Origin of the sequence: Siccirubricoccus phaeus (genome assembly GCF_008360935.1) — a bacterium.
GTDB lineage: Bacteria > Pseudomonadota > Alphaproteobacteria > Acetobacterales > Acetobacteraceae > Siccirubricoccus > Siccirubricoccus phaeus.
Window position 1 is genome coordinate 279659 of record NZ_SRXO01000004.1, and the last position, 20598, is coordinate 300256.

Annotated in this window: 20 protein-coding genes; 17 read left to right on the top strand and 3 right to left on the bottom strand. The window is 72.6% G+C overall.

The window, feature by feature from the left end:
* Positions 1-289 precede the first annotated feature (289 nt).
* From E5N76_RS07890 to dmeF, 15 genes are all read left to right on the top strand, one after another.
* A complete protein-coding gene (locus E5N76_RS07890) occupies positions 290-1729 on the top strand; it encodes a calcium-binding protein (protein WP_187830048.1) in 1440 nt (479 codons plus the stop codon).
* A 1304-nt stretch (positions 1730-3033) separates the two neighbouring features.
* On the top strand, positions 3034-3237 hold the full coding sequence (locus tag E5N76_RS07900) for a heavy-metal-associated domain-containing protein (RefSeq protein WP_149536733.1): 204 nt from the start codon (positions 3034-3036) through the stop codon (positions 3235-3237).
* A gap of 31 nt (positions 3238-3268) precedes the next feature.
* Positions 3269-4057: a response regulator transcription factor gene (locus E5N76_RS07905; protein ID WP_149536734.1), complete on the top strand. Its 789-nt coding sequence runs from the start codon at positions 3269-3271 to the stop codon at positions 4055-4057.
* On the top strand, positions 4054-5427 hold the full coding sequence (locus E5N76_RS07910; protein ID WP_149536735.1) for an ATP-binding protein: 1374 nt from the start codon (positions 4054-4056) through the stop codon (positions 5425-5427). The genes E5N76_RS07905 and E5N76_RS07910 overlap by 4 nt, the downstream gene beginning before the upstream one ends.
* 48 nt (positions 5428-5475) lie before the next feature.
* On the top strand, positions 5476-5928 hold the full coding sequence (locus E5N76_RS07915; protein ID WP_149536736.1) for a four-helix bundle copper-binding protein: 453 nt from the start codon (positions 5476-5478) through the stop codon (positions 5926-5928).
* A 1115-nt stretch (positions 5929-7043) separates the two neighbouring features.
* Positions 7044-8138: an efflux RND transporter periplasmic adaptor subunit gene (locus tag E5N76_RS07920; RefSeq protein WP_207791902.1), complete on the top strand. Its 1095-nt coding sequence runs from the start codon at positions 7044-7046 to the stop codon at positions 8136-8138.
* Positions 8135-11335, top strand: a complete 3201-nt coding sequence (locus E5N76_RS07925; RefSeq protein ID WP_149536738.1) for an efflux RND transporter permease subunit — start codon at positions 8135-8137, stop codon at positions 11333-11335. Before E5N76_RS07920 ends, E5N76_RS07925 begins: the two co-directional genes overlap by 4 nt.
* 172 nt (positions 11336-11507) lie before the next feature.
* A complete protein-coding gene (cueR, locus tag E5N76_RS07930; RefSeq protein WP_149536739.1) occupies positions 11508-11972 on the top strand; it encodes a Cu(I)-responsive transcriptional regulator in 465 nt (154 codons plus the stop codon).
* 42 nt (positions 11973-12014) lie between these two features.
* Entirely contained in the window at positions 12015-12491 is a 477-nt protein-coding gene (locus E5N76_RS07935; protein WP_149536740.1) for a hypothetical protein, read from the top strand.
* An 84-nt stretch (positions 12492-12575) separates the two neighbouring features.
* A complete protein-coding gene (locus tag E5N76_RS07940) occupies positions 12576-13322 on the top strand; it encodes a Spy/CpxP family protein refolding chaperone (protein WP_149536741.1) in 747 nt (248 codons plus the stop codon).
* Positions 13323-13348: 26 nt separating this feature from the next.
* A complete protein-coding gene (locus E5N76_RS07945; protein ID WP_235907610.1) occupies positions 13349-13783 on the top strand; it encodes a DUF411 domain-containing protein in 435 nt (144 codons plus the stop codon).
* Between the two features lie 54 nt (positions 13784-13837).
* The gene (locus tag E5N76_RS07950) at positions 13838-14095 is read left to right on the top strand and encodes a DUF2933 domain-containing protein (RefSeq protein ID WP_149536742.1); all 258 of its coding nucleotides are present in this window, start codon (positions 13838-13840) and stop codon (positions 14093-14095) included.
* Between the two features lie 103 nt (positions 14096-14198).
* Entirely contained in the window at positions 14199-14591 is a 393-nt protein-coding gene (locus E5N76_RS07955; protein WP_207791904.1) for a hypothetical protein, read from the top strand.
* The gene (locus tag E5N76_RS07960; RefSeq protein ID WP_149536743.1) at positions 14588-14992 is read left to right on the top strand and encodes a hypothetical protein; all 405 of its coding nucleotides are present in this window, start codon (positions 14588-14590) and stop codon (positions 14990-14992) included. Before E5N76_RS07955 ends, E5N76_RS07960 begins: the two co-directional genes overlap by 4 nt.
* 467 nt (positions 14993-15459) lie before the next feature.
* Entirely contained in the window at positions 15460-16566 is a 1107-nt protein-coding gene (gene dmeF / locus E5N76_RS07965) for a CDF family Co(II)/Ni(II) efflux transporter DmeF (RefSeq protein WP_235907611.1), read from the top strand.
* Here dmeF and E5N76_RS07970 read toward each other — a convergent pair.
* Positions 16563-17384 (bottom strand): hypothetical protein, encoded by an 822-nt coding sequence (locus E5N76_RS07970; RefSeq protein ID WP_235907612.1) that lies wholly within the window; start codon positions 17382-17384, stop codon positions 16563-16565. The two genes, dmeF and E5N76_RS07970, sit on opposite strands and share 4 nt — an antisense overlap.
* Positions 17339-17818, bottom strand: a complete 480-nt coding sequence (locus E5N76_RS31575) for a hypothetical protein (RefSeq protein WP_235907613.1) — start codon at positions 17816-17818, stop codon at positions 17339-17341. The genes E5N76_RS07970 and E5N76_RS31575 overlap by 46 nt, the downstream gene beginning before the upstream one ends.
* A 239-nt stretch (positions 17819-18057) precedes the next feature.
* On the opposite strand from E5N76_RS31575, the gene E5N76_RS07975 reads away from it, so the two are divergent.
* Positions 18058-18651, top strand: a complete 594-nt coding sequence (locus tag E5N76_RS07975; RefSeq protein ID WP_149536744.1) for a hypothetical protein — start codon at positions 18058-18060, stop codon at positions 18649-18651.
* Positions 18652-18667: 16 nt separating this feature from the next.
* Complete coding sequence (locus E5N76_RS07980) at positions 18668-18904, top strand: hypothetical protein (RefSeq protein WP_149536745.1); 237 nt, start codon at positions 18668-18670, stop codon at positions 18902-18904.
* Between the two features lie 876 nt (positions 18905-19780).
* Here E5N76_RS07980 and E5N76_RS07985 read toward each other — a convergent pair.
* Positions 19781-20053, bottom strand: a complete 273-nt coding sequence (locus E5N76_RS07985; RefSeq protein WP_149536746.1) for a type II toxin-antitoxin system ParD family antitoxin — start codon at positions 20051-20053, stop codon at positions 19781-19783.
* Positions 20054-20598 lie beyond the last annotated feature (545 nt).

Sequence of the window (20598 nt, forward strand, 5' to 3'; positions counted from 1 at the left end):
GCCCCGGGCGCCAGCGCCGCCCGAGGTTCCCAATCGGTGCCGAAAGCTGACCTCCGGATCCGCCGCCCGCAACATGCGAAGGCGGCCCAGACATACTTCGTAATGCAAGCCGATGCCTCGGCCAGGGGCGGCCGCCACCCCGGGCGGACGGTTCGGCTGCGTGACGCTGACACACTATGTCATGGAACCGGCCTCAACCCCCGCCGGACGCCTCGTGTTCACCTCCCGCCGCGCGGCCGGGCCACCGGGCGTTCCCGCGCGGCTCCGGCACGAGGCAGGGGAGCACGGCATGACGAACAAGACCAATGCCCACTGGAAGACACACCCGGCGGACAAGCCCATCGAGGTCGGGCAGGTTTCCCTCACCATCACGGGCAAGCCCGACCACCAGCTGGCCATTGGCGGGCCGGGCAAGGACACCTTCGGCGGCACCGGCGCGGCCGACCACTACTGGGGCCTGGACGGCGGGGACCAGCTCGGCGGCGGCCCCGAGGGCGACGTCCTGATGGGTGGCAAGGGGCCGGACCTGCTCTCGGGCGGCGAGGGCGTGGACCACCTGCACGGCGAGGAGGACGACGACACCCTTTACGGCGCCGCGGGCGCGGATGGCCTAATGGGCGGGCCGGGCAACGACTACCTCGACGAGGGACCAGGCCACAGCAGCCTGGACGGCGAGGAGGGCAACGACACCCTCGTGGGCGGCACGGGGCCAGACGCCTTCATCGTGCGCCCCGGCTCGGGCGACGACGTCGTGAAGGACTTCACCGCGGGCCCGGGCACCGGTGACCACCTCGCCCTCCAGGACATCCGCTGGAAGGACCTCTCCTTCGCCGACACGAGCGGTGGGGTGAAGATCAGCTGGGACGGCGGCTCGGTGCTGCTCGAGGGCGTGAAGAAGTCCGACCTGGCGCAGGACGACTTCATGTTCTTCAACCAGCCGGATCTGCCGCCGGGCGTCCGCGCGCCCAAGGGGCCGACCCCGGAGCGCCCGACCCCTAGCGAGAACGGCCCGGAGATCACCGGCGCCCTGCCCAAGGCGGACAACAGCCTGGTCCCCGGTCCCGGCGAGAAGGCCAGCACGCTTGCCTTCGACAAGTACGCGGCCATCATCGGCACCGGCAAGGGCGAGTGGCTGCGTGGCAGCGGCGCCTGGGACCAGATCTTCGGCCGCGGGGGCAACGACCACCTGGTCGGCAAGGGCGGCGACGACGTGCTCGACGGCGGCGAGGGCAAGGACCGCCTGAACGGCGGCGACGGCCCTGACATGCTCGAGGGCGGCCCGGGCGACGACACCCTGCACGGCGGCGCCGAGAACGACGAGCTGATGGGCGGCGACGGCAAGGACTGGCTCGATGAAGGCCCGGGGCACGGCATGCTGGAGGGCGGCCCCGGCGACGACACCTATGTGGGCGGCGCGGGCTCGGACGCCTTCATGGTCTCGCCCGACAGCGGCAACGACGTCGTCCTCGACTTCCGCGCCAAAGGCTTGGCGCAGGGCCTCTTCGACCACATCGCGTTCATGGAGATCGACGCGGACGACGTCACGGTGAAGGACACGGACAAGGGCGCCCGGGTCGCCTGGGACGTCAACAAGGACGGCAAGGACGACGGCTCGATCCTGCTCGCCGGGGTCGCCAAGGCCGACCTGCGGCAGAGCGATTTCATGTTCGACACGCCCCAGTTCGTCGCGGGCATCAACGACTTCGGGTCCTGGTACATCTTCGCCTGACGGCCGAAGCTGCCGGTCCCGGTGCTCATGTCCCCACCGTGCGAGGGGCGATGGCCACTCGCACGGTGTTGGTCCGGGCTGCGGTTCCGGTCCGGGGGCCTTGCTCGGTCGGCACCAAGCGGCGTAGCAGGTATTCCGAACTCTGGAATTGCTTTCCCGAGTCCGAAACCAGAGGGAGAAGACCCGATGTCTGTGAATGGTCACTTTGCTAAGTGGGCCGCTCTTGGCGCCGTTGTCGGAGCGCTCAACGCCTGTTCCCCGGCGCCGCAGCCGCGCGCGAGCAGTGCGCCCGCGCAGCCGGGAGCGGGCGGCGCGCCGACCCTGACCCAGCCGGGCGGTGGCTACGAGATGGACCACAGGCAGATGGGCGGCAGCCAGGGCCCCAGCGCGGGCTCGCCGACCCTGACCCAGCCGGGCGGTGGCTACGAGATGGACCACAGCCGCATGGGCGGAAGCCGCGGTGCGGGCGGCGGAACCCCGTCCGTGAACGTGACCGGCGGCGGCACCTCGGGGGCCGAGTTCACCCACCCCGGGGCCAGGGGAACCGGCCACGCCCACTGACATGGCCACGGCCGTCGCGCCGGGCCATCAGGCGCGGCGGCCGCGGGAGGGTGCCAGTCTCCCGTGAGGGCCGCCGCCCGCGCTGCCCGTGGCAGCAGTTCCGGGCCGGGCGGCGCGGCGGGCCAGTGGGTCCCGGCTCGCTGCCCCGCGGGCGGCCAGCGCCTTGGTGATGGCGAGCCAGCCTCAGCGCCGACCCTCTCCGCCCGGCGGCGTGGCCGTCCCGCCAGGGCCAGCACTGGTCGCGTCCCCGGCCGTTGGAGCGCCCGGCGGCCGCGCGGCGTCCCGGGCGCGCTCCTCCGACCGCATCCGCAGGTGCCGGAGCCGCTCCTCGATCTCCGCCTGCGTCGGCTGCCGGTGCCGACCGCCCTGAACCGCGTCCTGGCGGCCGATGCGTGAGTGCAGGTCGTCCATTGACTGTTGAGCCAGCGGGGTGCGCCCGGGGGCGAGGACCGCCGCGGCAAGAAGGAGCCCGAGGCCCAGGGCGGCCACGGGCGAGAACGCGGCCCCGATGCGACCTGGGGGCTGCAGACCGCCCGGCACGTCACCGGCTCGCGAATGGCTCCGAGAGAGCATCGTCGTCCCTCCCCTCTCCAGCGGCTTGCTCCGGCCCTCCGAACGCGGTCCCGGCACCGGGTTCGCCGCCGGAAATGCGACAAAACATGTCTGAGCCGCCCATGCGTCGATGCCTGACTTGACCCTCCGACGGTGGCAAGCCCCATCTGGGCGGCCGAACGGAGGTCGGCATGGTCGTGTTCAGGATTGCGGGCATGCGGTGCGGCGGGTGCGTCCGGAGGGTGACTGCCGCCCTGCGCGGCGTGGAGCCGGGGGCCGAGGTCCAGGTGGACCTGCAGCGCCGCGAGGTCACGGTGACGGGCACGGCGGAGGCGGACGGCCTCGCCCGCGCGCTGCGCGAGGCGGGCTACCCGGGCGAGAGGCTGGATTCCTGATGCGTGGCCTCGCAACCTGGCCGGGCCGCAGATGACGACCCCGGCGCGCGGAACCCTGGACCCGTTGGGCGCCGAGCCGCCGGGCCGACGCGGCCTGGATCCGGAGGCGCACATCCTCGTCGTCGAGGACGACGCGCCGACGCGCCACCTGATCGCCAAGCTGCTGCGCGAGAACGGCTTCCGCGCCACCGGCGTCCGCGACGGCCTGGAGATGTGGGAGACCCTGAGGAACGCGGACGTCGACCTGGTCCTGCTCGACGTCATGCTGCCCGGCGAGTCCGGCCTGGAGCTCCTCCGCGCCCTGCGCACCGAGCATGCCGCCCTGCCGGTCGTGATGGTGACCGCGAAGGGCGCCGAGACCGACCGCGTCCTCGGCCTCGACCTCGGGGCGGACGACTACCTGCCCAAGCCCTTCGGACGGCAGGAGTTGCTGGCCCGCATCCGCGCCGTCCTGCGCCGCGCCCGCTTGCCAGCCAGCGGCCCTGGGGACGCCGCTGGCCGCATCCTCCGCTTCGAGGGCTGGACGCTCGACACCGCGCGGCGCGAGCTGCTCTCGCCCGGCGGCGCGGTCATCGACCTTTCGGGAGCCGAGTTCGACCTGCTTGTCGCCTTCCTCGAACATCCCCAGCGCGTGCTGGCGCGCGACCAGATCCTGGAACTGTCGCGCGGCCGCCTGGCGGACCCCAACGACCGCAGCGTGGATGTCCTGGTGAGCAGGCTGCGGCGCAAGCTCGAGGGCGAGGAGGGCGGGACGGCGATGATCAAGACGGTCCGCGGCGCGGGTTACATCTTCCTCCCCAGGGTGGAGCGCCTCCCGTGAGGCGCGCCGTCCACTGGCTCTCGCCCGCGAGCCTCGCGGGCAGGACCGTGCTGACGCTGCTCGCTGGGCTGCTGGCATTCCACCTTGGGAGCGTGTGGCTGCTGGAGCGCGGCGTGGAAGGCGCCCTGGAGGACGCGCGCGAGGCCCACACGGCGGACCACGCCGCGACAGCCGCCCGCGTCCTCGACGCGATGCCCGCCGAGGTGCGCGAGGCGGCGGCGCGCGGCCTCTCCTCGCCCGGCTTCACGGTCGCCTGGGCAACCTCGCCGTCGCCGGGCTGGCGCGACGGGGCGGCCCTCGCCCCGCTCCGCGCCCGCCTGCAGCGGCAATTGCCGGACCCGGCGGGCCTGCGGCTCGGCCTTGCCCCGGCGGCGGCAGGCGACGTCTCGCGCGTCCGGGGCGGGATCCGCCTCGCGGACGGCACCTGGGTCACCTTCGAGGCCCCGATGCCGGACCTGGCGTATGTCCCAAGCCACGCGTCCCTCGCCTCGCTCAGCGCCATGGCGCTCGGCATCGTCCTGGTCTCCGTCCTGGTGGTGCGCTGGATCACCAACCCGCTGCGGCGGCTCGCCAAGGCGGCGGAGGACTTCGGCAGGGGCGTGGCCCCGGTTCCGATCCCGGAGGACGGTCCGCAGGAGGTGCGCGAGGCTGCGCACGCCTTCAACGCCATGCAGGCGCGCATCCATCGCCTGGTCGTTGACCGCACGCAGGCGCTGGCGGCCGTCAGCCACGACCTGCGCACCCCGATCCAGCGCCTGCGGCTGCGGGCCGGGTTCCTGGAGGACGCGGAAGCGCAGCGGGCCATCGATGCCGACCTCGACGAGATGGAGGGAATGGTCGAGTCAACGCTCGCCTACCTACGGGGGGAGACGGAGAGCGAGGAGCCGCGGCGGGCCGACCTGGCCGCCATCCTGCGCACGCTCTGCGACGACGCGGCCGACCGGGGCTCCGCCGCGACCTACGCCGGGCCCGACCGGGCGCCACTTCCCCTCCGGCCGCTGGCGGTGAAGCGCGCCTTCGCCAACCTCATCGACAACGCGGTCAAGTACGGCGGCGCCGCGCGCGTCACGCTCTCCGACCTGTCGGGCGACGCGACGGTCCGGATCGAGGACGACGGGCCCGGCATCCCGGCACCGGAACTCGGGGCGGTGTTCGAGCCGTTCCACCGCCTCGAGGCGTCCCGCAACCGCGGCACCGGCGGCTCGGGGCTGGGTCTCACCATCGCCCGGCAGGTGATCGCGGCCCATGGGGGCACGGTGTCCCTCGCCAACCGACCCGGCGGCGGCCTGACCGTGACGGTGCGGCTGCCGCCCACAAGCGCGAGCGCGGGCGTGGCCACCACCGAGGCCGAGACCGGATCCCCGGCATGAACGCCCTTCGGTCACAGAGCTCGCCAGACCCATTGGGAGGACAAGGGCATGCTGCAACGCCGCCATTTGCCTGCCGCCCTGGCCTCGGCGGGCATCCCTCCGTTGTTCGCCCTTGCCCAGGGCACCGGCGGCACGGGTCCCGCGACGCCGGAGATGGGCCATGGCAGGATGCTGCCCCGGGACTGCGTCCTGATCTGCGTCCGGTCCCACGCCATGTGCCTCGAGACGGCGCGCTACTGCACCGAGCAGACCAGCGGCCACATGGGGCCGGGCCACATCGCGCTGCTGCAGGACTGCGCGGAGATGTGCCAGCTCACCGCCAACTCCCCGCTCCGGCGCTCGCCCCGGCACGCGGTCGTGTGCAACGCCTGCGCGGAGCTCTGCGAGACCTGCGCCAAGGACTGCGAGGCCTTCCCCGACGACACGCAGATGAAGCGCTGCGCGGCGGTCTGCCGGGACTGCGCCGGGAGCTGCCGCGACATGGCCAGGTCGCCCATCTGACGGGGGCGGGACAGCGCCTGGCGGTCCTGTCCAGCACCTTCGGCGACCTGGAGGGTTGGTGCGAGCGCGCCCCCCCGACCGCGGTTTCGGAATCGGACGGCTTGTTGATCCCGATCAAACTGCGGCCGCCACGGCCATGCTAGACAAGACAAATGGGCGCCCTCTCCTTCCGGTGCGTCGTGGCCATCTTGGCGGCGATCGCGCTGCTCCTCTCGGGAGCCGCTCCGGCGGTGGCGGGGGAGCCGTGCGCCCAGACGGCCGCGGCGGCGTCGACGGCAAGCCACCACGGCACGCCATGCGACCCGGATGGCAAGGCGCCCGACCGCCCCATGGGGACCGCCTGCGCCTCGGCCTGCTTCACCAGGTGCCCAGCGCCGATGCCGAGCCTGGACGCACCCCAGCTGGTGCCGCTCGCCTGGCCGGTCGTGCCGTCGGCGGCGCCTGACGTCCAGCTCGCCGGGATCGGCGTGGCGCCTCCGCTCCAGCCACCGAAGGTCTGAATCCGATCCGGCCGCGCCGTTCGCGGCCGACCCGTCCCGCGGGCGCCGGGCGAATGCCCGGACGGTCGCGCGTGCAGGCGACTGACAAGGATTCAGGACGATGTTCGGTTGGATGAGGCTGGCGGCTGCCGCGGCGGTGTCCGCGGCCACGCCGCTGGCGGCGAGAGACGGCGAATTCCGGCCGGTGGCGCGAGGCGAGCCGGTGGGCTGGCCGCACCACACCGGCCCAGTCACGGGCGACGCCTGGGCGCCGGGCCTCGGCGCCAGGGTGGAGGGCGACGACGGCACCGTCCGGTCCCGCCTCCCTCACGGTTCGATGGGAGGTTGACGATGCGACGCGGCATCCTCCTGGCGGCCCTGATCCCGGCGGCCGCTGTCGGGCTCGGCGGCTACGCCGCCCACCGGGCGGGCTGGATTGACCTGCTTCCCCGCCCTGCCCTGGCGTCCGAACGCCATGACCATGGCCCCGGTGGGGTGCATGCGGCCGGTGAGCCCGGATCCGGGCATCCCACGGCTGCTTCGCCCGCGGACGGCCACGCCACCCACCAGGCGCACCCGACGGAGGCGCAGCCCGCGGCCAGCGGACAGCGGCGCATCCTCTACTACCGAAATCCCATGGGACTGCCGGACACCTCGCCGGTGCCGAAGAAGGACTCGATGGGGATGGATTACGTCCCCGTCTACGAGGACGAGGCCGAGAACGGCCCGGTGGTCCGCGTGGCGCGCGGCCGCCTCCAGACCACCGGCGTGCGGTCCGAGCCGGTCCAACGGCGCGAGGTGGTCCGCTCCGTGCGCGCCCCGGGCAGCGTCCAGCTCGACGAGCGGCGGGTGGCGGTCGTCGCGCTGCGCACCGAGGCCTTCGTCGAGCGGGTGGAGAACGTCACGACGGGGGACCGGGTCCGCCGCGGCCAGCCGCTGATGCGCCTCTACTCGGCCGAGGTGGTCGCGGCGGGGGCGCAGTACGTCGCGGCGCTGAACATGCCCTCTGGCCTCACGGCGGCCACCCCTGACGGCGCCAGGCGCCGCCTGGAGAACCTCGGCGTGCCGCCCGAGGTGCTGGCCGAGATCGAGCGGACCCGGCGCATCCCGCACAGCTTCACCTGGCCCGCGCCGCGCGACGGCGTGGTCCTGGAGCGCACCGCGGTGGACGGCATGCGCGCGCCGCCGGGCGACGCGCTGTTCCGCCTCGCCGACCTCTCGGTGGTCTGGGTGCTGGCCGAGATCCCCGAGCGCGACGTCGGCGCCGTTGCCTCTGGCCAGGCCGTGGAGGTGCGCCCGCGCGGCCTGCCCGACCGGGCCTTCGAGGGACGCGTCGCTCTGCTCTACCCGCAGCTCAGCGCCAGCGCCCGCACCGCCCGGGTGCGGATCGAGTTGCCGAACCCCGACGGCGCGCTGCTGCCCGGGATGTACGCGGAGGTCGAGATCGCCGCCAGCGGGGGCGGTGGCGCGGCCATCGCCGTGCCGGAGGGCGCCGTCATCGACAGCGGTACCCGCCGGGTGGTGTTCCTCGAGCGTGGCGAGGGCCGCTACGAGCCGCGCGAGGTGCGCACCGGGCGGCGCGGTGGCGGCTTCGTCGAGGTGCGCGAGGGACTCGCCGAGGGCGACCGGGTGGTCGTCGCCGCGAACTTCCTGATCGATGCCGAAAGCAACCTGCGCGCCGCCCTGCGTGGCCTCGCCGCCGCCACCCCGGCCGGGGAGGACAGCCAATGATCGCCCGCCTCATCGCCTGGTCGGCGCGCAACCTCTTCCTGGTGCTGCTGGCGACCGCCTTCACCGTCGCCGCGGGCGTCTGGGCGGTGCGCAACACGCCGCTCGACGCGCTGCCCGACCTCTCGGACACCCAGGTCATCGTCTACACCGAGTTCGCCGGGCAGGCGCCGCAGGTGGTCGAGGACCAGGTCACCTACCCGCTGGCCTCCGCCATGCTGACGGTGCCGCGGGCCAAAGTGGTGCGCGCCTTCTCCTTCTTCGGCGCCTCCTACGTCTACGTCATCTTCGAGGACGGCACCGACATCTACTGGGCGCGGAGCCGCGTGCTCGAGTACCTGAACAACGCCTCGCGCGGGCTGCCCGCCGGGGCGGCGCCGACGCTCGGGCCGGACGCGACCGGCGTCGGCTGGGTATTCCAGTACGCGTTGCTGGCCAAGGATTTGACGCTGGCCGAGCTGCGCTCGCTGCAGGACTGGCGGCTGCGCTACGGCCTGGCCCGCGCCCAGGGCGTCGCCGAGGTCGCCGCGGTCGGCGGCTTCGTCAAGCAGTACACGGTCGTGGTGGACCCGCTGCGGCTGCGCGCCCTGGGCGTGCCGCTCGATCAGGTGCGCGAGGCGATCCGGACCAGCAACCAGGATGTCGGCGGCCGCACCGTCGAGATGTCCGAGTTCGAGTACATGGTCCGCGGCCGCGGCTATCTGCGCGGCGTGGAGGACATCGAGCGCATCGTGCTGCGCGCCGAGGCGGGTGGCACCCCGGTGACGCTGGCCGACGTGGCACGGGTGGAGGTCGGCCCGGACGAGCGGCGCGGCTTCGCCGAGCTGAATGGCGAGGGCGAGGTGGCGAGCGGCGTCGTCCTGCAGCGCTACGGCGCCAACGCCCTCGATGTCATCCAGAACGCCAAGGAGAGGCTTGCGGAACTCCTGCCCAGCCTGCCTCAGGGGGTCGAAATCCAGGCCGTCTACGACCGCTCCGGCCTGATCAAGGAGGCGATCGAGACCCTCAAGCGCACCCTGCTTGAGGAGAGCCTCATCGTCGCCCTGGTGACCATCGTCTTCCTGCTGCACCTAAGGAGCGCGCTGGTCGCCATCCTGATGCTCCCGGTGGGCGTGCTGATGGCCTTCCTCGCCATGAAGGCGCTCGGCATCGGCTCGAACATCATGAGCCTGGGCGGCATCGCCATCGCGGTCGGCGCCATGGTGGACGCGGCCATCGTGATGATTGAGAGCGCCCATAAGCACCTGGAGCGCGCCGCCCCCGGCAGGCCGCGGATCGAGGTGCTGATCGAGGCCGCCACGGAGGTGGGCCCGGCGCTGTTCTTCAGCCTGCTGGTCATCACCGTCTCCTTCCTGCCGATCTTCGCCCTGGAGGCGGAGGAGGGGCGGATGTTCCACCCGCTCGCCTTCACCAAGACCTTCGCCATGGCGGCCTCGGCCCTGCTCTCGGTCACGCTGGTCCCGGCCCTGATGGTGATCTTTGTGCGCGGGCGGATCATGCCGGAGCACCGCAACCCGGTGAACCGGCTGCTGGTCTGGCTCTACCGGCCCTTCATCCGTCTGGTCCTCCGGGCCCGGGTCCTGACCATCCTGGTTGCCGTGGCGGTGCTGGCCGCCACCGCTTGGCCCGCACGGCAGATCGGCGGCGAGTTCATGCCGACGCTGAACGAGGGCACGCTGCTCTACATGCCGACCACCCTTCCGGGGCTGTCGGTCACCAAGGCGGCGGAGTTGATGCAGATGCAGAACCGCATCATCCGCTCCTTCCCCGAGGTCGCCTCGGCCTACGGCAAGGCGGGCCGGGCCAACAGCGCGACCGACCCGGCGCCCATCGAGATGTTCGAGACGGTGATCCAACTCAAGCCCCGCTCGGAGTGGCGGCCGGGCGTCACCCCCGAGAGCCTCGTCGCCGAGATGGACCAGGCCCTCCAGTTCCCCGGCGTCAGCAACGCCTGGACGATGCCGATCCGGGCCAGGATCGACATGCTGTCGACGGGCATCCGCACCCCCATCGGCGTCAAGGTGTTCGGCCCCGACCTCACGGAGGTCGAGCGCCTGGCCCGCGAGGTCGAGGCCACGGTGCGCCACGTGCCCGGCACCACCAGCGCCTACGCCGAGCGCATGATCGGCGGCTACTACCTCGACGTCGCGCCGGACCGGGCTGCACTCGCGCGCTACGGGCTCGCGGTCGGCGACGTGCAGGCGGTGGTGTCCTCGGCCCTCGGGGGCGAGACGGTGACCACCACCGTCGAGGGGCGCGAGCGCTATGCGGTGAACCTCCGCTACCCGCGCGAGCTCCGCGGCGACCCGCAATCGATCGCCACCGAGGTGCAGGTGCCGCTGCCCGGCGGCGGCATGGTGCCGCTCGGCGAGGTGGCGCAGGTCGGCCTCAGCCGCGGCGCGACGGCGATCCGCACCGAGAACGGCCAGCTCGCGGGCTACGTCTACGTGGACCTGCGCGGCCGCGACCTGCGCGGCTATGTCGATGAGGCGCGGCGGGTGGTGGCCTCGGAGGTGGCCTTCCCGCCGGGCTACTACGCGGCCTGGAGCGGGCAGTTCGAGTACCTGGAGCGGGCCGAGGCGCGGCTGCGCGTCGTCGTCCCGGTCACGGTGCTGCTCATCTTCCTGCTGCTCTACCTGAACTTCCGCTCCGTCGCCGAGACGCTGATTGTCATGCTCTCGCTGCCCTTCGCCATGGTCGGCGGCGTCTGGCTGGTGTGGTGGATGGGCTTCAACATGTCCGTCGCGGTCGCGGTCGGCTTCATCGCCCTCGCCGGGGTCGCGGCGGAGACTGGCGTGGTGATGCTGATCTACCTCGACCACGCCCTCCGGGACGTCCGGAAGCGGTGCGAGGCGGAAGGCCGGGCGCTGACCCGGGCCGACCTGCGCGAGGCCATCATGGTGGGCGCCGTGGACCGGGTCCGGCCGAAGATGATGACCGTGGTCGCCATCATGGCCGGGCTGCTGCCGATCCTCTGGAGCGACGGCACCGGCTCGGAGGTGACGCGGCGCATCGCCGTGCCCATGGTGGGCGGGATGGTCTCCTCGACCCTGCTGACGCTGCTGGTCATCCCGGCGATCTACGGCCTGGTGAAGGGCTGGAGCCTGCCGCGGTCGGAGGCCGACAGGAGCCGGGGCGTGGCGCCGGGCGCGCGGGCCGGGATGGCATCCCTGGACCCGGTGCCGATGGCGGGAGAGTAGGAGCGTCCCGTGCCGGGCCGATCACGGTCGGGCGCGGGATCGGCCCAGCCGGAAGCGCGGGTCCGGGCCGGGGCCCCGGCGGCGGCCGCTCCATGGGCCTTGACCTTCCCACGATGGGAAGCCCCATGTTCGGTGATGCCCCCGCACGGCACGGCGGGCGACGGAGGCCAGCATGAACATCGGGCAGGCATCGGCGGCATCGGGCGTCTCGGCCAAGATGATCCGCTACTACGAGGGCATCGGACTGATTCCGATGGCGGGCCGGACCGAGGCGGGCTACCGCGTCTACACCGCCGCCGACGTCAACACGCTGCGCTTCGTCCGGCGGGCGCGCGATCTCGGGATGCCGATCGAGCGCATCCGGCTGCTGGTCGGCCTGTGGCAGGACCGGGCGCGCTCAAGCGGCGACGTCAAGCGCATCGCCCTCGAGCACGTGTCGGAGCTCCGCACCAAGATCGCCGAGTTGACCGCGATGTGCGAGGCGCTCGAGGGCCTCGCCCACGCCTGCCACGGCGACCACCGGCCGGATTGCCCGATCCTGGAGGACCTCGAGGCCGGTGGCAGGCAGGCGCGCACCCGGGCCGGGCGGCGGCGCCGGGTTGACGCGGATCAAGGTGTTTCGAGTGAGGCGGCGTAGCCTGGAAGCTGTCGGGGTCGCCGCAGGACAGGGACAACCGAGATGCCGAGGCGCAAGGTCGGGTTCAGGAGGGTCGTCGCAGCGCTGCTCGCGCTGGCCCTGCTCGCCCTGCCGGGTGCCCCGGCATGGCATGCCGCGGCTGCCGCCCCGCCGCAGCAGCACGCGGCGCATCACTGCGTCACGCACGACCACTTGGCGCACGAGGGGGCGCTCGCCTCCCATCAGCGGCACGACGGCCAGTCCGACGAGGACCCCGGCGGCATGCCGGGCCTCGGCTGCTGCGTCTCGGCCCAGTGCCCGGCCACCGTCGCGGTCCCGCTCGTCCCGCCCGGGCAGCCATTGAGGCCGTCCAACCTGCGGCTCGTCGGCATCGCCACCCCCGTGGTGCCGGACGGCATCACCGTGGCCCCTTCCCTCCACCCGCCTCGCCCCTGGCCTGACCCGTCAAAGGGTGCCGCGCGGCCGGACGGCGGCTTGCGCGCACCTGAAACGCGCGCTCGTCGGGATAGGCACCTGTAGGCGCGCAACCTGAACCTCGCCTCGGACCCGATGCGTCACACGCGATCCGAAACTGCGACACGGACAACGGAGGAAGTTATGAGCATGACCAACCGCCTCACCAGCAACGCGATCACCGCCGCGCTCGCGGCCAGCCTCGCGCTCGGCGGCGCTGCGGGCGCCAGGGCGCAGTCCGCCCAGGAGCACGGGGCGCACCACCCTGGGGGCAGCGCGGCGCAGGCGACGCCCGCACCGGCCCCGGCGCCCGGCCCGGCGCAGCAGCAGCGCGGCACGCCAGGCATGATGGGCGGCCAGGGCACGCCGATGCCGGGCATGCAAGGCGGCATGCCCGGAACGATGGGCAGCCAGGGCATGCCGATGCCGGGCGCACCCGGTGGCCAGCAGGGCGGCATGCCCGGGATGATGGGCGGCGACATGGGCCGCATGATGGAGATGATGCACCGGATGATGGCGGCGCGGGGCATGATGGGCGGCCCCGGTGCCATGCGGCACTTCGAGCGCATCGACGCGCACCTCGCCTATGTCCGCACCCTGCTCCGCATCACCGACGCGCAGGCGCCGCAGTGGAACGCCTTCGCGGACGCCTCGCGGGCCGCGGCGGACAAGCTCCGGCAGGCCTATGCCCAGGCCATGCAGGCGGCCGGGCAGCCCGCGACCGCACCGGCGCTGCTGGAGCGGCGGATCGCGCTGCTCTCGGCCCAGCTCGAGGCGATGCGCACCTTCGCCGCCGCGACACAGCCGCTCTACACGGCGCTGTCGGACGAGCAGAAGCGCGCCGCCGACGAACTCCTGGCGGAGCATCTGCGGGACATGCGGAGGCTCGGGCTGTGAGCGGCGCCAGCTCGCCCCAGAAGGCCGTGACCAGGCGGGGAGCGCTGCTCCTTGCCCTGGCGGTACCCGGCGCGGTGTCGGCGCAGGCCGCGCCGCTAGCCCGGGTCGAGGTCTGGCAGGACCCGACCTGCGGCTGCTGCGAGGGCTGGGTCCGCCACATGCGGGCGGCGGGTTTCGACCTGGCGGTCCGCAAGGTCGCGGACGTCCGGCCGGTGAAGGCGGCCAATGGCGTGCCCGAGGCGCTGTGGTCCTGCCACACCGCCGTGGTGAACGGATACGTCATTGAGGGGCACGTCCCCGCCGCCGACATCTGGCGGCTGCTGGCCGAGCGGCCGCAGGCGCGGGGGCTGTCCGCCCCCGGCATGCCGCCGTCGTCGCCCGGCATGGACATCCCTGGCACGCCCTACGAGGTCGTCCTGTTCGGCGCGCCCGGCGGCGAGCGGATCTGGGCGCGGCACTAACGACACCCTGCCGGGGCGCGCAGCCCCGGCGGGGATCTCCGGAGGAGACGTGAGATGGACAACCAAACCCCGGTGCCCTGGTGGCGGACCCGCGGCGGCATCGCCGCCATCGGCTTCGGGCTCGTCATCGCGTTCTTCGGGCTCCGCGAGCATTACGAGCACGCCCTCGGCCTGCTGCCCTACCTGCTGCTGCTCGCCTGCCCGCTGATGCACCTGCTGATGCCGCACGGGCATGGCGGGCACCACGGGCATGGGGCTGCCCGGTCGGACCGCGGCGGCGGCGCCACCGGGGACCGGTCCGCATCCGGGTGACGGGCGCGCGCGGGAGCGGCGTCGCGCTGCCGAATTGGCTCGCCGTGGTCAGGGCTACCTGGCCGCGGCCGCCATCGGGAACCTCGCCTGGGAAGTCGCCCAGATGCCGCTCTACACGCTGTGGCGCACCGGCTCGACGGGCGAGATCGCCTTCGCCGTCCTGCACTGCACCCTGGGCGACCTGCTCATCGCCGGTTCTTCGCTTCTGGGCGCGCTGGTGCTCCTTGGGGCGCCGGACTGGCCGCGTCGGCGCTTTGCCGCGGTTGCCGCCGCGGCGATCGTCTTCGGCCTGGCCTACACGGTCTACAGCGAGCACCTGAACCTCGCCCGCGGTGCCTGGGCCTACACCGAGGTGATGCCGAGGCTTCCCTGGCTGGGCACCGGCCTGGCGCCGCTGGCGCAGTGGCTGGTCGTCCCGGCGGCATCCCTGGCCTGGGCCTGCCGGGCTTGGGCAGGCCCAGCCGCGGCACGCGCCGCCAGACATACTTTGACATGAACCTGGCCCACATCCGGACCCTTAGAATGACGCGGTCAGTTCCGGCAGGTGGCGGCGTGGTCGCCGTGCAGCGCCCGAATCAGGAGGAGAACCGCATGGCGAGACTGAGGACGGGCACCGGGCTGAGCCTGGCCCTGCTGCTGGCGGCAGGCCTTGCTGCCTGCGCGCCGCAGCAGCGGGCCACTCCCGCGGCCGCCGCGACACCCGGCGCGACTGGCACCGCAACGGCCACCCCGGCTCCAGGGGACCATCCGGCATGGATGGCCCACTGCGCGGAGATGCGGCAGCAGATCCGGCAGGGCGCACCGATATCGCCCGACATGCAGCGGATGGTGACCTACTGCCAGCACATGGACCACGCCATGGGCGCCCAGCGCGGTCGCTCCGGTCCTTATCCGTAAGCCGGTCACGGCGCAGTCTCGACTGGCTGCGCCGTGATTCCGGGGCTGCGGTCGCAGCTCGCCCCATCGCCAGGGCGCGCGGGGCGTCGTAGATGGGTTTCCGCGCAAGGGATGCGCCCTTGCTTGAGCGCCTTCGCCTGACTGCCGCTCGCCCCCTTTGGCGCCATGCCGCCGGGTGCCTCGCGTCTGCAAGACACGTCCGGCATGTTGCCCCCGCCGCGTCGCCGGTCCGGGAAGTCCACGCCTGAGGCCGAGCGCACGCCTCCGATGTGTTATCAATGTATTCCTTTTCGCCGTCTTCACCACTCGCGAATAAATCGCGGGAACCTCGACGGCGCCACACGGTATGCATTGTCACGCCCTGCTTCCGGCTCCTCATTCCCGCCCCATGAAGTCCTTGTCCCCACAAGGGGCGCCGCACCTCGTCGCTGACGAGACGGTGCTGCACGGACACGATCGCTGAGAGAATGACCATGCACACCCACTCGACGGCGGCCTGGCGCCACCCCCACACCTTCGGTCAGGACCGGCCCCGCGACGCCGAGCGGCGCACCCTGCTCGTGCTGGCCCTCACGGTCGCCACGATGGCGCTGGAGGTCACAGCCGGGCTGGCCTTCGGCTCCGTCGCCCTGCTCGCGGACGGCCTGCACATGGGCTCGCACGCGACGGCGCTCGGCATCAACGCCTTTGCCTACATCTACGCCCGGCGCCACGCCGCCGACCCGCGCTTCACCTTCGGCACGGGCAAGGTCAACGCCCTCGGGGGCTACACGGGCGCCGTCCTGCTCGCCGCCTTCGCGCTGGCGATGGTGTGGGAGAGCGTGACCCGGCTGCTCGCCCCGGTGGAGATCGCCTTCGGCTGGGCCATCGCGGTCGCGGCGGTCGGCCTCGCCGTCAACGCGGTCTCGGTCCTGCTCCTCGGCGTCCATGACCACGGCCATTCGCACGATGGCCACCACCACCATGAGTACGACGACGACGGCGACGACCACGATCACCATCATCGCCACCACGGACACGGCGACCTCAACCTGCGCTCCGCCTACCTGCACGTCCTTGCCGACGCCCTGACCTCGGTGCTGGCCATCGCGGCGCTGCTGGCGGGCAAGTTCCTCGGGGCGTGGTGGATGGATCCGCTGATGGGGCTGCTCGGTGCCGCGCTCGTGACCCGCTGGTCCTGGGGGCTGCTGCGCGACACCGGCCGCCTGCTGCTCGACCACCAGGCGCCCAGGCCGATCCAGCGGGCCGTGCGCGAGGCCATCGAGGACGTGGCCGACAACCGGCTGTACGACCTGCACATCTGGTCGGTCGCGCCCGGCGCCTACGCCGCGGTCCTGGGGGTGGTCACGCATGCGCCGCGGTCCTGGGGGTGGTCACGCATGCGCCGCGACCGCCCGAGCACTACAAGGCCCAGATCCCGGAGGATCTCGGCATCGTCCACGTCACGGTCGAGGTGCAGGAGTGCGACGAGGCACCCGTGCGGCCAGCCGCCTGACCGGCCGGGCATGTCCGCGTGGCCGCGGCGGCCTCCCGCGCCGCCACGGCCCGCGGGGTTCCCCCGGCCGCACGCCTAGACCAGCGACCGCGAGATGGCCTGGATGGGCTTCATGCCGTGGCCGAACCTGGCGATGGTCTCGCGGTTCGCCTTGAGCTCGCCGTAGGGCAGGTAGCGCACCTTGAGGTCCGCCACGCGGCTGAAGGCGGGCCGCGCCAGCTGCTCGCGCACCTCGCCCTCGCGGCCGTCCGGCGCGACGAGGAACATGCCCTCGAGGGCGTGCACCTCGGACCCAAGTGCCAGGTCGAGCATGCGGACGATGCCGGAGTAGATGGAGGTGGTGTGTTCCACCTCGCACGCCGCCACGATCCGGTTCGAGTCCTTGTCGAGCCACAGCACATCGATGAGCCGGACGGCGTCCGCGCCCGCGCCGGTGTCGAAGCCCGGCAGGGCGGCGAGGCAGCCGTCGCCCAGCTTGCCGCCGCCGAGCGGACGGCTGCGGTCGTTCGCTGCGACCCAGACGTCGTAGCCGAGCGACAGGCCGAGGTCGCGGAGCCAGCCCTGCACCTCGGTGTGGGTGTGGTCGGACTCCCGGGCCTCGGCCAGCGCCTTGGCGGCCCTCGCGCCCTCCTCGCGCACGCGGGCGAGGTCCGCCTCCCAGGCGGCCCGGGTGCCCAACTCGTCCTCGCGGGGCGGCGCCGGGTAGCGGCCGCTGCCGAGGTCGAACAGCAGGCCGCCGATGGCGCCGAGGTCGTTCGAGAGCAGGCCGCGGTGCCGGGCGTTCAGGGCGAGGATTCCCTGGCGCATGGCCAGGTAATCGTCCCAGCGGCCGAGCTTCACCTTGGCGCCGGTCAGGACGTTGTAGCCGTTGACGATGGCCGTGTTGAACGGCGGCACGAAGGTCGGGTGGAGGAAGTAGAGCAGGTTGGCGACCGCCGGGCCGAGGCCCTTGATGGCCCTGGCGTCGATCTCGCGGATGGCGGCGATGACCTGCTGCTCCGTCGTGCAGCAGACGCAGGCGTCGAGCAGGCGCCAAAGGCGCGCTGGTTGTCCGGGTTCTCGTAGATGTCCGGGATGCGCAACTTGGGTTTCCAGAGGAAGGCGTGGTCCGCCCCTTTGAAGATCTGCCTCTGCTCGGCGATGGAGTGGACCACCGTCTCCAGTGAGGAGCCGCGGTAGGCGACGCCGAAGGTGCCCGCCTTGATGTCGGCGACCACCTGCTGGATGCCGCGTCTGATGGAGCGGAAGTTCTTCACCCGCTCCTCCCACAGGAACCAGCTCCGGTAGGTGGCCCCGGGGTCGTCGCGCCAGCGGCGGAGCAGCGTGGTCATCGGGTCGGGCGAGCCTTCCCCCGTCTCCCCGGGCACCGGGAGGACTGCTGAAATCTGCATGTCGGCCTTGGTCCTGGACTCGGAGGCGGCGGCCCGTCAATCGTTGCCAATAAGGCGGTCCCCGCCCCCTCAATCGCAAGGCGGGCGTCGCGCCCGCAGCTCCGCCGCTCGTGAGCCCGGGCCAGAGCCAAGCCGGGCTGAACCGTTGTAAAACGAATGGGTGCGAACGGAGGCACGCGATGGTGCCGCAGGCCGACTTGAACAGCATCGCCCGCGCGGAGGCGAGCCCCGCGCAGGCACGCGAGATCCTGCTGGCCGTCTTCGGGCGGCCGTCGCCGGACCTGCTGCAGGACGCCTACCTCGCCCTGCGCTCCTGGGCCTGGAAGGCGCTGGACCAGCGGCGGCGCGATCCCGAACTGCTCGAATGGGACGGCATCCTCCGCGCCGCCTCCTGCCTGATGGCACGGCGCGGTCAGCCAGCCCTGGCCGAGCGCCTCACCGCGCTCAGCGAGTTGCTGGCGGAGTCCCTCGCCGTCGGCGAGACGTTGTCCGTGGCCGATGCCACCAAGCGCCAGCACGTTGCCGAGGCGCTGGACCTCCTCGCCCGGTGCGGCGGCCACGCCAGCCGCAGCGCCATCGGTGAGCGCCTCTCGCTCGGGCAGGCGAACCTCACTCAGCTGCTCAACCTCATGACGGCTGCCGGTCTCGTGGAGTGGACCACGCTCGGCAGGGAGGTCGCGTTCGGCCTGTCGCGCGGCGGACGTGAGGCACGACGCGCCGTCCCGCCAGCCAGTCTGGGAGCTGCCGCGCCGATCGGACCGGTCGGTTCATGAGCCTCGAGGGCGAGCGATGACCGAGGGACCGGACACCCAGGACGAGGGACCGGAGGACCCGGACGAGAACGCCGAGGACGAGATGTCCGCCGACGGGCGCGCCCTCCTCGACGCCTACCTCCTGCGACTCGCCGAAGAAGGCGCCCGCGACATCGAGCGGGGCGACTTCGTCGTCGCCCGCACTCCCGAGGAGCTTCGCCGCATCCTTTGGGACGATTGGACGCCGCCGTCCGGGGAGATCAAGGCAGGCTGAGGCGGCTTGGCCGGGGGTTCCTCCCCCGCCGCCAAGAGTCTCTGGCGCGCTGCCTCGCAGTGCCGGTGAAGGGGCGGCAACGATCACCGGCCCCATCTCCTGGTTGGTCTGACCGGGCCTCATGCGACGGGCGCCGACGCGGGACGCTCGACAGGCAAGCGCCTGGTGGTTCCTACCAAGCCCGCCGCCAAACCGGAGGGCCTGAATTCGATTGCCGGGCGGCCGCAATAGGACGCATGCGGGTTCATGTCATTTATCCAGCCGGGGATAAATTATCCCTCGCAAGATAATTACGTCTAATCGGCCCGGTTCGCGCATCGGGGAAGCGTCCACCGGCGACGGCACCCGGCTGGGCAGATCGGCCTGCCCGACGTTGAGTATCTCCGGCATGCGGTGCTGACGAACGAAGCGCGGGCGGCGCGCCGTGCTATGCATTCCGAATGCGGCGCACCCCGCAGACCGTCCGCATCTTCGGCGACTGGGCTCCCGCACGCTGGCTTCGGCGCATGCGGGCCTCCGACATGCGCCTGGACGGCGGCGATGACCGACGCTGCGCCCGCTGCGGCCGATGGCCGGACCAGCACACGGGCGTCACCGGGGATTGGCTCATCGAACCCCTGCGCCTCTGCCCGGGCTGCCTCCAGCGCGTTGAGTTCGTGCTCGCGCGGGCCGGGACCGGCACCGTCGAGGACCTCGCCGCGCGTTGGCCGTGCCGGGGCCCTGGGCTACCGTCATGCCGCCGCCCCCCCGAGCCGCCGTGGCTGACCCGGCCATCAGCCGCCCCCGCGAACAGGACTGCTTCCCGGCGAGTTGGTCGGAGCCGCCCTCGTGGAGCGCGTCGGCATCAGCCTCACGGTGTCCGCCGCGTACCAGCCCCTATGTCGCCGCGCGCGTCTTCCTCTTGCGCTCCAGCATCGCTCGGGCTTCCACCTCGGCTTCTTCGAGGCTGATGAACTCCCCCGCGCTGCGCTGCTCGATCAGCGACCGCAGGGCATGGAGTTCCGCGTCCCGGGCCTCGTGGTCGCGCCGCAGCAGATCCAGCCCGCGCCGGAGAACCGCGCCGGGGCTCGGGTAGTGCCCGCTCTCGACGAGGGAGTGCACGAAGGCGTCCTCGTCCTCGGTCAGCGAGATCGAAACCTCCACGACCATGCCCGCCTCCTGCCGCCACGCCGATCAGTAGCACCTGTGCCCTCGGCCGCCAGGGCGCCGGTCGATGACCACGCCAAGTTACTGCCTGGCGGGGAACGCTGGCGGACGCCATGAGGGCACCTGTCTCCGCGGCGATCTCCGCGACCGCGCAAGCCGCACGCCCCTAGGCATATGAACCCACAAGAGATCCAAGTGCCGACACGCTTGGGTGTCGGTGCTGGGCACGAGCAGCCGCCACGGAGCCCGCCGCGGCACATGGACACAGCAAGGATTCGCGCCCGCTCATCCCCGCGCCGCAGGGTTTCCCGGGCGGAGGCGCCCCAACCGTGAGCCCTGCTGCAGGAGGTGCCAATCGCCGGAAAGGTTTGTTGACTCTAGTCCTATCATTGTGGGTATGTTTTCCGCCATGACGGACGAGCCTCCCATTTCCGACACGGCCCCGCCGGGTGTCCTTGGCGCACCGGCCGACCATGTCGCAGGGCTCCGGCCGAGGCGAAGGGCCGTCATCTCCGCGCCCGCCTGAGGGCGCCGTCGGCCGCGCCCCG